The sequence below is a fragment of the Burkholderia torrens genome (assembly GCF_984668525.1).
In genome coordinates this window covers 39542-52146 of the sequence record NZ_OZ480213.1, presented here as the reverse complement: position 1 = coordinate 52146, position 12605 = coordinate 39542, and the positions used below count along the sequence as shown (strand labels likewise).

Genomic DNA, 12605 nt, shown 5'->3' with positions numbered 1-12605 from the left:
ATTCAATAAAAGGAGGCAAGATGCCGACATTGAATGTCATGTTGGAGATGGCGCTCTATGTTTCGCTGGTCCTGGCCACGCCCGGGCCGACAAATACCCTATTGTTGTCGTCGGGTGTCACGGCGGGCTTCCGGCAATCGCGGCACCTCCTGGTTGCCGAGGCAACGGGGTATGGCTTCTCGATCTCGATGTGGGGCTTCTTTGTGGCGGTATTCGCGGCAACGCGCCCTTGGCTTTACGATGCGCTGAAGCTGGGAAGCTCAGCCTACATTTTCTATCTCGCGCTGTTGCTGTGGAAAAGTCCGCGCTTCGATGAGGTACAGTCGAGCCCCATCGGTTTTCGTGACATGTTCGTCGCCACAACCATGAACCCGAAATCGATCTTGTTCGCCACCGTGATCTTTCCCACGGAGGCGTTCGCATCGGCTCCGTTCTATCTCTGCGCGATCTCGATCTTCACGACGCTCGCCGTAACAATCGGTTCGATGTGGCTCGCCATCGGTGGTGCCTTGAAGGCGCGCCGGTCGTTGGCCGCATATACTGCAACGCTGCTTCGCGGCGCATCGGTCGTGCTGTTGATGTTTTCAGGCTCGCTGTTGTTTTCCGTGCTCAACCGCTAAGTACCGTGGAAGCGCAATTGAAGCAGACCCTTTGAAGTAAAACGAGGATTGGGAGACTCGTTTCTCGTTCACCGATAAAGAAAGTCTCTACACCCTCGTTGCGGCATACCTCGAACTCAAGGCGCAAGCAGAAGCGCTGGCATGGCAAGCGGAAGAAGCACGGCTCGGCGTTCTTCAACTGGCAGTTCTCGCCGGCGCTGCGCGCGGGCGTCGGCTACAACTACACGTCGCTGACGGGCCCGGTTTCCGCGCACTACAACCAGGTCAACCTCGGCGCGGACTACGCGCTGTCGAAGCGCACCGACCTGTATGCGCTGTTCGGCTACCAGAAGGCGAGCGGCAACACGCTCAACGCGAGCGGCGCCACCGTGAAAGCGGCCGCATCGGTCGGCTCGTACGGCGTGAACTCGGGTACCGATACGCAGGAACTCGCGATCGTCGGCATCCGCCACAAGTTCTGATCGCGTCGTCGCACGACGACTGCCCCGCAGGCGCGCACCACGGTGCGCGCCTGCGGCGTTTACACTGTCCGACTTCAGGTTCCGCACGACACAAGGAGACCGGCATGCTGACGGTATGGGGACGGCGCAACGCGTTCAACGTCCAGAAGGTGATGTGGCTCGTCGACGAGCTCGCGCTCGCGCATCGGCACGTGCCGGCCGGCGGCCGGTTCGGCGTGCTCGATACGCCCGAGTTTCTCGCGATGAACCCGCATGGACGCGTGCCCTTGATCGATGACGAAGGTACCGTCGTATGGGAATCGCACAGCATCCTGCGCTACCTCGCCGCGCGTTACGGGCGCCCCGGCTTCTGGCGTGACGACCCGGCCGAACAGTCGCGCGCCGACCGCTGGATGGACTGGGCGCAGACGACGCTGCAGCCGACGTTCCTCAACGGCGTGTTCCGCGGCTACTTCCGGACGCCGCCCGAGCAGCGCGACACCGTGCGCGTCGAGCAGAGCATCGCGCAGTGCGCACAGTATTTCCGGCTGCTCGACGCAGTGCTGGCCGAACACCCGTTTCTCGCCGGCGACGCGATCACGCTTGCCGACATCGCGGCCGGCACGCACCTGTATCGCTACTTCGAACTCGACATCGCGCGGCCGGACCTGCCGCACGTGCAAGCGTGGTACGAACGCCTGCAGACGCGGCCCGCGTATCGCGCGAACGTGATGATCCCGTTCGACGACCTGCGCGGCAAGCTCGACTAGGCTGGCGCCGAGCAGCCGGCAGGCCGGCGGAACGGTTTGTTGGAAGGTTGTAAGAACAACGGTGTAGGGTGCCGACCTGTACACCCGCCGGATAGGCATGCGTCGTCGCGACCAGGATCGTCGCCAGGCGGGTCATGACTGACCAACCACGCAGGCAACGTGATGAGTGCTCAGGACGTTCCGGTCGACTTCACCTTCGAGCAGGGCACGGCGGTTGCTGCTCGTCGAAACGCCGGCCTCGACGCGTTGCGCGCCTGCCTGACGTTGCTGGTGGTGTTTCACCACTGCGCGATCACGTACGGTGCGCTCGGCGGGTGGTACTACCATGAAGTGGCTGCCGGCCCGTCGGTGGACTCCGCGCTGCTGACGCTCTTCTGCGCGATCAACCAGGCCTTTTTCATGGGCCTGTTCTTTTTCCTGGCGGGCTATTTCACCGCGCCATCCATCGATCGCAAGGGCGCCGCCCGCTTCCTGGCCGACCGGTTTCTTCGGCTCGGGCTGCCGCTGCTGGTGTACGGCTTCCTGATCGGCCCCGCGACGCTCGCCCTGGCGCAGTCGGGCGCGGGCCACCCGTTTGCGAATACGCTGGGACATCTGTGGCGCAAAGGCGCGTTCGAGAACGGGCCGATGTGGTTCGCGCAGGCGTTGCTGATTTTCAGCGCAGTTGCAGCACTCCGGCACATCGCCTTCCCGCGCACCGCGGCACATGATACGAACCGCCCCGCCCGCTTCCCTTCCGACTGGATGTTGGCCGCCGCGGCATTGCTCACGGGTATCGCGGCACTGGCATTGCGCTCCCGATGGCCGGTAGGTATCAACGTATGGGGGCTGCAGCTCGGCTACTTCGGGAGCTACGTCGTGTTGTACACAGCCGGTTGCCGGACAGCGCGCGTGCACTGGATCGAGCATCTGCCGGCACGGCAAGTCAAGCTGTGGTGGCGCATCGCGTTGCTGGCACTCCCGGTCCTGCCGATCGCCTACCTGCTCGCGAAGCACGTTCCTGCATGGCGTGGCCGTCCGCAGGACGTGATCTACGCCTTCTGGGAGCCGCTGGTCGCGTGGGGAACGATCCTGTTCCTCGCCAGCCGTTTCCAGCGACGCGGCGAGCGGCTGACAGGCTTGTGGCAACCGCTGTCGCGACGCGCGTACACGATCTACGTCATCCATCCGCCCGTGCTGGTGGCTGCCGCCCTCGCGTGGCGACATGTGCCGGCGGCCCCGCTCCTGAAGTTCGCCGTGACCGGCAGTGTCACTTGCGTCGCGTGCTATTTGATTGCCGGCCTTCTGCTTCGCGTGCCGGGACTCGCGTCGATCCTGTAAGCGAGCCCCTTCCTGACGCCTGCGCGAGAAGACACACGATCAAGCCGGAAGCGCCGGCCTAACGCCGCCGCATGCCTCCCGCGCCGCCCATGCCGCCGAACCGGTGCATGCCGCCGAATTCGCGGCTCGCTCCGACCGGGAACGCGCCATGGTGAAAGCCCGCGCCCATCGGTACGCCGAAGCGGCGATGATCGATCGGGTTGAAATGGTTGAAATGGTTGAAGTGGTTGACGTGATCGAAGTGGTGGAAGCGATGAAATCGATCGACGAAGACGAAGCTCACGCCCGCGCCGATGAACACCGGCGGCCCCCAGTACCACGCGTCGTCATACGGATAGGCAGCCACCGGATACCACAGCACGCTACCGTCGGCACTTTGCACGATCTGCCAGGTACCGTCGTCTTGCAGGCACGCACGCCCAACGATTTGCTGCGCCGTGCCGTCGATGTCGGCTTGCGCGACGACTGCCCGGCAGTTCGTGCCGTTGTCCGAAGGATCGTCGATCATTTGCGCAAGGACGGACGTGGAAAGACCGAGACAGACGATGCCCGCCGCGGATCGAAACAGGTTGCACATGATCGGCTCCTGCGTTGTTGCCCCCGACCATTTGATCCCCGGCGTCGCTGGCGGCGCCCGGAACACCGGTTTGCTGACACACGATGGGGCGCGCGGCGGTCATGGCGCACCGCGTCCTCGTGCAGGGTCTCCTGACGGCTAAACGACGCGGCCCGTCGGGTTATTCCTGGGGTCTGGATGCGAATGGCCGGTGCCGGAACCGTCGGCACGCGTTGCCGTGGTCAGCGCACGGCGTGGCGAGTCGCGACGCGGTAGACAGCGGCTGCCGTAACCCCGAATACCAGATGGGCTACCAGCGTGATCTCGCCGCGAACCGGGATGAACCACGGGAAGATTGCGGTGAAGGCGTACAGGTTGACGCCATACAGGAGGAGTCCGAACGCGCCGCCGGCGAGCAGCGTGGCGCGGAACGACAATCCGTGGACCAGCCGTGCCAGCACGGCCGCATAGACCAGCGAAAGCGCGGCATGCACGACCGTCGCCACACCCATGACCAGCGGATCGAAGCCGCCTGACGAACCGAGCACGCCGCACCCCATCACGATGGCTGCCGTGAGGCGCGCGTCGCGAAGCAGGTTCCGGACGGCGTCATCGCCGACGATCGCCCAGAGCAGCAGCTCGATGACGGTCGAGGCGACCGCCGCGCCGAATGCTGCCCAGAGAATCGGAACCGGGCCGGTCTGCTTCAAGTGCCAACCTCCGCGATGACAGCCCGCCGCGCAGACTTACAACGGCCGTTCGCAATCCGACCAGTACGCAAACGGGTCGCGATGCTTCGGATAGTGCTCGTCGAGCCATTTCAGCAACGTCGCACGGGCATTGTCCATATCGGCTTTCAGCGACGACGTCGTGAGTTCGTGCACTTCGATGGACTTTTCGCGGTCGATCACGAAGCAGTTCCAGTCGGGGCCGTCCAGATCCGGATCGTCGGATGCCTTCGACGACTTGCTCCAGCCGAAGCGCTTGCGTGCGTCGATGTAGTAGCGCGGGTGCACCTTCAGATACGACATCTCGCCGCCCTGCAGGCTGCTCTCGGCGCGCAGTACATCGCGTTCGTCGACGATCTGCGTGACTTCCGGCAGGCGGCGCGAGCGCCATCCGGCCGGCAGCGTCGCCACGGCCCGGACGCTGTCGTACGTCCCCCATTCCAGCCCCCATGCTTCGGCCATGCGCTTCATGAACGCATCGGCGCTCGGATAGCCGCGCAGCTGGATCCGGGTCGACAGCGTGACTTCGACGCCGCCGCGGCCGCCGGATGCACGGGACACCTCGTCGTCCGCCGCTTCGAACGGATTGCCGGGGCGCGGCGACGAACGCGTCGCGTCCGCGGGCGCCATGCCCGAAAACAGTTGGTCCAGCGCGGCACGCGCTTTCGACGACTTGTCTGGTCTATTCATCGGTTCCCTTTTCTGCAAGTTTGAACCCGTACTGCAATGGTTGGAGATTGGCTCGCCGCCGGCCAAAGGCGCGATTTTGCCTCATTGCGGCGATCTCGCCGTATTCCGCGGCTGCATTGTAACGATCTGGCGACGCCGGTCGAGCGAACAGCATGGGTATGGGCACGGTCCGTCGCATCGACGGCAAGACGCGCGCCTACCCCAGCGCCTTCACCATCCGCTCCATCAACGCCAGCACTTCCGGCCGATTCTCGCCCTTCGCATGCACGAAGTGATACCTGAGCAGCGAATCGACTTCATGCCGGCTGACGCGGACGAGCGCGCTGCGCTTCAGGTACGCGTCGGCCAGCGGCGTCCGCGCGAGCGCCACGCCGAGGCCCGCTTCGGCCGCCGCCAGCACGAGGTTGTAATCCTCGAACCGGCGATCCTGCGCACGCGGCTTGAACGGAATGCCGAGCCCGTCGAACCAGGTGCGCCAGCCCGTCACGTCGGAATCGTGCAGCAGCGGCATATCGAGCAGCGCGGCATCGCCGGTTCTGCGGCGCGCCTTCGCCAGCTGCTCGGCGAGCCGCGGATGCGCAACCGGATACAGCCGTTCCGGCATGAACGCACGGGTTTCGAGCTGACGCCAGTTGCCGCGCCCGTACCGGACCGACAGATCGGCTTCGCCGCCGGCGATATCGACGTTGCGCAGTTCGATGCCGAGCTCGATACGCAGCGCGGGCGCTTCGCTTTCGAGCATAGGCTGCCGCTCGAACAGCCACAACTGCGCGAATGCGGGCACCACGCTCATCCGGACCAGCCGCGGCGTACGCGGGGAGCGCCACTGATCGGCCGCGCCGTCGATGATCGCGAATGCCTGCTCGATCCGGCCGACGAAGCGCTGCCCGTCCGGCGTCAGGCGCACGCCGCGCGCATGCCGCTCGAACAGCGCCATCCCGAGCCAGTTCTCGACGGCGGCCACCCGCCGGCTGATCGCGCCATGCGTGACGCCGGAAACGTCGGCGGCCGCGAGAAACGAACCCTCGCGCGCCACCGTGCAAACGGTCTCCAGGCTCGCGAGCGGTGGCCGCGGGCCGGGCGCCGGCGCGGCGGCCGGCAGCGCGCCCACGACCTGGCGCCCACGCGCCGGATCGTCAGCCCGCCGCGAACCCGAGCTGTGAGCCATATTCATATCCGTGTGTCGATCTGTGCGCTAGCTTAACATCTCGCCACGCCGCACCATGGCTGCATGAATACCCTTTCCTCATCGACGTCGCGCGGCGCGCGACAACCGCTCGTCGCGGCAAGCGCGGTCGCGTTCACGATCGTCTCGTGGGCGTCCGCCTTCCCGTTCATCCGGATCGGCCTCCACGGCCTCGCCCCGTTGCAGCTCGCGTCGGCGCGCTTCGCGACCGCGGCCCTGCTCGTGATCGCGTGGCTCGCATGGCGACGGCCGCCGCTGCCGGCGAGAGGCGACGCGCTGCGCTTCGTCGCGTGCGGTTTTCTCGGCATCGCGCTGTACAACGCGCTGCTCAATACCGGCGAGCAAACCGTGTCGGCCGGCGCGGCGAGTTTCATCGTGAACACGCTGCCGATCTTCACCGCGCTGCTGGCCGCCGTGTTTCTGCGCGAGCGCTTCAATCGCTGGGGATGGCTCGGTTCGCTGGTCAGCCTGGCCGGCATCGCGGTGATCGCGCAAGGGCAGCCGGGCGGCCTCGTGCTCGGCTCGGGAAGCACGCTGATCCTCGGCGCGGCGCTGTGTTCGGCCAGCTATTTCGTCTTGCAGCGACGGCTGATTCCCGTGTACGGCGCACTGACCTGTACCGCGTACACGCTGCTGGCCGGCGCGGTGCTGCTCACGCCCTGGCTGCCCGGCGCGCTCGGGTCGCTCGCAGGCGGGTCGCGCGATACGGCGCTGGCCGTCGTCGTGCTCGGCGTGTTTCCCGCCGCGCTGGGTTACGCGACCTGGACCTTCGCGCTCGGCTACTTCGGCGCGGCGCGCGCGGCCAACTTCCTCTATCTGACGCCGGCGGTCGCGACGCTGCTGTCGATGGTGCTGACGGGCGAGCGGCCCGGCATCGCGACGGCATGCGGCGGCCTGCTGGCGATTGCCGGCGTGGTCTTCGTCGCATTGCGCGGACGTTCGTAGGATCGCAACGCCATCGAGTGACTGCCCCGGCCCGTCGATCCGGACGCGGGCCGGAAGAAAAGCACCCCGGCATCTGCAAAGCGAAATGGATGATCCAGGCCGTGCAGTCCGCGCCCGTTCAACAATGTGGGCGCGCCGGACCGTTAGTTGCGTTACCGAGAAGACAACCGTTGAGGAAGTCAGCCGACGAAACCGGATACGCGTTCGCGAGTGCCCAAACTGTGCAGACAAATCGACCGAACAGTTCCCGATTGACCGTGCGTCAGTGTCCATGGCTTCGCCCCGGCGACCGGCCGAATAATGGATGTGGCCGTAAGGCCGACGACAGCGAATCGCAGCCTTGGGGCTCGCCGCAGCGCACGATTTCCGGCATCCGGAGCCTTCGACATCCGGGCGCCGGCCCGCGCCGCGCCGGCCCGCTACGCGATTCGCCGCAGCGCGCAAAAGCGGCTTCAGATATATTCATACGAATTGCATGATGTCCGGCGACGATCCGCCCGCTCGCCCGGGCGGTCCGTTACACCACCGGACGCCATGCAAGTGAAGCCCGTGATGGGTATGGAGACTCGTCCGATCGCCCCGGCACCCCGGCCGGCCGGTCGAGACGTCACTAGAAAGACATTCAATTCGGAGATGGCAGATGGAACGAAGCACTGTCGGCATGCGCTGCAAACCCCTGATCACCGTTGCACTGGCTGCCGCCGCGTTCGCGGCCGCGTCGACGGCAATGGCCGACCAGGTCGTGAAGATCGGCAGCGTCGAACCGACGACGGGCGGTATCTCGCACCTCGGCAAGGACAACGAGAACGGCGCGCGCCTCGCGGTCGAGGAAATCAACGCCAAGGGCCTGACGATCGGCGGCAAGAAGGTCACGCTGCAGCTCGACGCGCAGGATGACGCGGCCGACCCGCGCCAGGCCACGCAGGTTGCGCAGAAGCTCGTCGACGACAAGGTCGTCGCCGTCATCGGCCACCTGAACTCGGGCACGTCGATCCCGGCCTCGAAGATCTACAGCGACGCAGGCATCGTGCAGATCTCGCCGTCGGCCACGAACCCGACCTACACGCAGCAAGGCTTCAAGACGACCTACCGCGTGGTCGCGACCGATGCGCAGCAGGGCCCGGCGCTCGCGAGCTACGCGCAGTCGAAGGGCGTGAAGAGCGTCGCGGTGATCGACGATTCGACCGCGTACGGCCAGGGCCTCGCGAACGAGTTCGAGAAGAAGGCGAAGGCGCTCGGCCTGAAGGTGCTGTCGCACGACGCGACCAACGACAAGGCCGTCGACTTCCGCGCGATCCTGACCAAGGTCAAGGGCGAGAACCCCGACGCGATCATGTACGGCGGCATGGACGCCACCGGCGGCCCGCTCGCGAAGCAGGCGAAGCAGCTCGGCCTGCGCGCGAAGATCCTGTCCGGCGACGGCGTGTGCACCGACTCGCTGGCCGAACTGGCCGGCCCGGCGGCCGACAACGTGCTGTGCTCGCAGGCAGGCGCTGCGCTCGAGAAGATGCCGGGCGGCGCGGACTTCCTCGCGAAGTATCAAAAGCGTTTCAACCAGGGCATCAAGTTCGACGCACCGTTCGCGTATGACGCGGTCTACATCGCGGTCGACGCGATGAAGCGCGCGAATTCGACCGATCCGGCGAAGATCCTCGCGGCAATGCCGTCGACGAAGTACGACGGCGTGATCGGCACGACGACGTTCGATTCGAAGGGCGACCTGACGCACGGGATCATCTCGATCTACGGCTACAAGACCGGCAAGAAGACCTTCCTCGACCAGGTGAAGATGTAATCCGCGCGGCGCCGGCACGACGGGAACGCCACCTGTCGGCGCCGGCGCCACGCGGACCGATTTCTGATTCGCGGAGACGAAGCATCATGTGTGCAATGGCGTATGCGGAATTTCAACAGGAGTTGAAGAAGGCTCAGCTGACGGCGCGCGAGTTCGCCCGCCTGATCCGGATGAACGAAAGTTCGATCACGAACTATTCGAGCAAGGGCACCGTCCCGTCCCACCTCGCGGTCATCGCGAAACTGATCGGCACGCTGGCCGCGCACGAGATCGACTTCCGGCGCGTGATCCGGCAAATGCGGATCGAGCCGAAACGGCCGCGCGGCGTCGGCGTATTTCCCGCGGCGGAAAAGCCGCGCACGCGGAAAGCCGCGAAAGCCGACGCCTGAGCGGCGGCATGCGTCGAACGCGGCAAGAAGATGGCCGCTCGACGCTCGATCGATGCACCCTCACGGGCCGTGCGACACGCGCAGCCCGATCGTCACCCCGCCGCACGCACGTGATCGAGCAGCGCCTGCAGCGGATGGCGCACCTGCTTCGACGACATGCGCTTCACCTGGCTGCGACAGGAATACCCGGTCGCCAGCGCCTCGTCTTCGTCCTCCGGGCCGTCGACGTGTGCCGCCCACGACTGCGCATAGATCGTCTTCGACGTCGCGAGATTGCGCGCCTCGTGCCCATAGGTGCCCGACATCCCGCAGCATCCGGTCGACTCGACCTTCAACCGCAGCCCGCGCCGCGCGAACACCTGCGTCCATTGCTTGCCGCTGTCGGGCGCATTGGTCTTCTCGGTACAGTGCGGCAGCAACCGGTACGAACCGGTCGCACCGCCCTCGCCGGCTTCCGGCAGTGCCTGCAGCAGCCACTCCTGCGGGAGTGCAACTTTCGGTACCTCCGTGAGCCCCGTCACCTTCAGGTATTCCTGCCGGTACGTGAGCGTCATCGCCGGATCGAGGCCGACCAGCGATACGCCCGAACGCGCCAGCGCGGCCAGCTGCGTCGCATTGCGGATCGCGGCCTTCTCGAACGCCTGCAGAAAGCCCTGCACGTGCAGCGCCTTGCCGTTCGGCGCGAGCGGTGCGAGCCAGACCTGGAAGCCCGTGCGCGCCGCCAGCTCGATCAGCGTCGCCAGTTGCTCGGTATCGAAATAGCGCGTGAACGTGTCCTGCACGATGACGACGCTGCGCTCGCGCTGCGTGTCGCTCAGTGCGGCGAGCACGTGCGGGTCGGCCGGTTTCACGTTCCATTGCCGGATCACGGCCGCGAGATCGAAGCGGCTCAGCAGCGGGCTGTCGACCATGCCGACCTGCCGTTCGAGCAGCGTGCGCATCCATCCCGCGCGCATCAACCCGTTGTACAGCGCAGGGACGCGCGCCATCCACGGCATCGTGAATTCGAGCGAGCCGATCAGATAGTCGCGCAGCGGCCGCAGGTAGCGCTGGTGATACAGCTCGAGAAAGCGCGACCGGAACTCGGGCACGTTGACCTTCACCGGGCACTGCCCCGCGCACGACTTGCACGCGAGACACCCGGCCATCGCGTCGTACACCTCGTGCGAAAAATCGGCGTGGCCGTTGCGCGCCGCGCGGCTGTTGCGCCAGCGCTCGGCCAGGCCGCGCAGGAGCGGCTGCCGCGCACGCGCCGCCGCGACGACGTCGATGCCGGCCTGTCCTTGCAGGCGCAACCATTCGCGCATCAGCGACGCGCGCCCCTTCGGCGATTGCACGCGTTCGCGCGTCGCCTTCCACGACGGGCACATCGCGTCGTCCGGATCGAAGTTGTAGCACGCGCCGTTGCCGTTGCAGTGCATCGCGGTGCCGTAGCTCTGCCACACGCGCTCGTCGATCTGCCGGTCGTGGTCGCCGCGCGTCGGCACCTCGTCGATCTTCAGCAGCCGCATCGTGTTGTCGGGCGGCGTCGCGATCTTGCCCGGGTTGAACTGGTTGTGCGGATCGAACGCGGCCTTCAGCTGCTGCAGCGACGGATACAGCTCGCCGAAAAACGCCGGCGCATATTCGGAGCGCACGCCCTTGCCGTGCTCGCCCCACAGCAGGCCACCATGCCGCTGCGTGAGCTCGGCCACCGCGTCCGACACGGGCCGCACGAGCGCGGCCTGCTTCGGGTCCTTCATGTCGAGCGCCGGGCGCACGTGCAGCACGCCCGCGTCGACGTGGCCGAACATCCCGTACTGCAGCCCGTGGCCGTCGAGCAGCGCGCGAAATTCCGCGATGTACGCGGCGAGATTCTCGGGCGGCACCGCGGTGTCCTCGACGAACGGCTGCGGTCGCGCCTCGCCCTGCACATTACCGAGCAGGCCGACGGCGCGCTTGCGCATCGCATACACGCGCTTCACCGCATCGTCGCCGGCCGCGAGCGTATGGCCGAGGCGCTCCACGCTCGTATCCGTGCGCAGATGCTCGACGAACGCTCGTACGCGCGCATCGACGTCGTCCGCGTCGTCGCCGCTGAACTCGATCAGGTTGATGCCGAGCGTCGGCCGCTGGTCGTCCTGCGGGAAATACTCGGCCACGCTGCTCCACACGAAATCCTTCATCGCGAGCATCAGCACCTTCGAGTCGACCGTCTCGATCGACAGCGGCTTGAGTTCGAGCAGCGCGCGCGCATCGCGCAGCGCGTCCATGAAGCCCGCATAGCGCACGTTGACGAGCACCGAAACCTTCGGGATCGGCAGCACGTTGAGCTTCGCCTCGACGACGAAGCCGAGCGAGCCCTCCGCGCCGCACAGCACGCTGTTCAGGTTGAAACGGCCGTCGGGTTCGCGCAGGTGCGCGAGGTCGTAGCCGGTCAGGCAGCGGTTGAGCTTCGGAAATTTCGCGTCGATCAGCGCGGCCTTGTCGTCGCTGATGCGGCGCGCGGTACGGTAAACCTTGCCGATGCGGTCCTGCCGCGCGCACCGGCGCTCCAATTCTTCTTCGTAGAGCGCGTCGCTATGCAGATGCTCGCCGCCCATCAGCACGAAATCGAGTTCGAGCACGTGGTCGCGCGTCTTGCCGTACGTGCAGCTGCCCTGCCCGCTCGCATCGGTGTTGATCATCCCGCCGACGGTCGCGCGATTCGACGTCGACAGCTCCGGCGCGAAAAACAGCCCGTGCGGCTTCAGCGCCGCATTGAGCTGATCCTTGACGACGCCCGCCTGCACGCGCACCCAGCGCTGCTCGACGTCGATTTCGAGGATCCGGTTCATGTTGCGCGACAGGTCGACGACGACGCCGTCGGTCAGCGACTGCCCGTTCGTGCCCGTGCCGCCGCCGCGCGCGGCCACGGCAACGTCGCGGTGCGCGGGCTCGGCCAGCAGTCGTGCCACCAGCCGGACGTCGTCGGCATGCGCGGGGCAGATCACCGCCTGCGGCAGGCGCTGGTAGATCGAGTTATCGGTGGCCTGCACCGTCCGGTTCGCGTGATCCGCACGGATCTCCCCGGCGAATCCGGCGCCTCGCAGCGCGGCGAGAAAGTCGCGATACGCGTTGGCGGGCGGGCTGGCGGGACGGGGCAACGGGGCGATCGACATGGGTAAAAGCGCAGTGTGGGTGGAGC

11 protein-coding genes and 1 pseudogene are annotated in these 12605 nt (G+C 66.4%); 7 read left to right on the top strand and 5 right to left on the bottom strand.

Translation table 11 applies throughout. The features are described 5' to 3' along the window. Positions 1-20: 20 nt before the first annotated feature. The 4 genes and pseudogenes from AC5LXX_RS30830 (at position 21) to AC5LXX_RS30815 (ending at position 3150) form a co-directional block, all read left to right on the top strand. On the top strand, positions 21-620 hold the full coding sequence (locus AC5LXX_RS30830; protein ID WP_493413916.1) for a LysE family translocator: 600 nt from the start codon (positions 21-23) through the stop codon (positions 618-620). A gap of 158 nt (positions 621-778) precedes the next feature. Next, a pseudogene (locus tag AC5LXX_RS30825) lies at positions 779-1081 on the top strand (porin); the annotation flags it as partial. 104 nt (positions 1082-1185) lie between these two features. After that, on the top strand, positions 1186-1830 hold the full coding sequence (locus AC5LXX_RS30820) for a glutathione S-transferase family protein (protein ID WP_493413915.1): 645 nt from the start codon (positions 1186-1188) through the stop codon (positions 1828-1830). A gap of 162 nt (positions 1831-1992) precedes the next feature. Then, positions 1993-3150, top strand: coding sequence for an acyltransferase family protein (locus tag AC5LXX_RS30815; protein ID WP_493413914.1), 1158 nt, complete (start codon positions 1993-1995; stop codon positions 3148-3150). 58 nt (positions 3151-3208) lie between these two features. On the opposite strand, the gene AC5LXX_RS30810 is transcribed toward AC5LXX_RS30815, so the two are convergent. The 4 genes from AC5LXX_RS30810 to AC5LXX_RS30795 form a co-directional block, all read right to left on the bottom strand. Next, on the bottom strand, positions 3209-3727 hold the full coding sequence (locus AC5LXX_RS30810; protein ID WP_493413913.1) for a hypothetical protein: 519 nt from the start codon (positions 3725-3727) through the stop codon (positions 3209-3211). Positions 3728-3948: 221 nt separating this feature from the next. Continuing rightward, positions 3949-4416, bottom strand: coding sequence for a sodium:proline symporter (locus tag AC5LXX_RS30805; protein ID WP_493413912.1), 468 nt, complete (start codon positions 4414-4416; stop codon positions 3949-3951). A 36-nt stretch (positions 4417-4452) separates the two neighbouring features. Then, on the bottom strand, positions 4453-5124 hold the full coding sequence (locus AC5LXX_RS30800; protein WP_124456684.1) for a nitroreductase: 672 nt from the start codon (positions 5122-5124) through the stop codon (positions 4453-4455). 196 nt (positions 5125-5320) lie between these two features. After that, a complete protein-coding gene (locus tag AC5LXX_RS30795) occupies positions 5321-6298 on the bottom strand; it encodes a LysR substrate-binding domain-containing protein (protein WP_493413911.1) in 978 nt (325 codons plus the stop codon). 57 nt (positions 6299-6355) lie between these two features. On the opposite strand from AC5LXX_RS30795, the gene AC5LXX_RS30790 reads away from it, so the two are divergent. From AC5LXX_RS30790 to AC5LXX_RS30780, 3 genes are all read left to right on the top strand, one after another. Next, entirely contained in the window at positions 6356-7255 is a 900-nt protein-coding gene (locus tag AC5LXX_RS30790; protein WP_493413910.1) for a DMT family transporter, read from the top strand. A 640-nt stretch (positions 7256-7895) separates the two neighbouring features. After that, complete coding sequence (locus AC5LXX_RS30785) at positions 7896-9050, top strand: branched-chain amino acid ABC transporter substrate-binding protein (RefSeq protein WP_124456687.1); 1155 nt, start codon at positions 7896-7898, stop codon at positions 9048-9050. A gap of 86 nt (positions 9051-9136) precedes the next feature. Then, positions 9137-9439 (top strand): XRE family transcriptional regulator, encoded by a 303-nt coding sequence (locus AC5LXX_RS30780; RefSeq protein ID WP_124456688.1) that lies wholly within the window; start codon positions 9137-9139, stop codon positions 9437-9439. 92 nt (positions 9440-9531) lie between these two features. Here the strand turns inward: AC5LXX_RS30780 and ydiJ are convergent, their stop codons facing one another. Next, positions 9532-12579, bottom strand: a complete 3048-nt coding sequence (gene ydiJ / locus AC5LXX_RS30775) for a D-2-hydroxyglutarate dehydrogenase YdiJ (protein ID WP_493413909.1) — start codon at positions 12577-12579, stop codon at positions 9532-9534. Between the last annotated feature and the right edge of the window lie 26 nt (positions 12580-12605).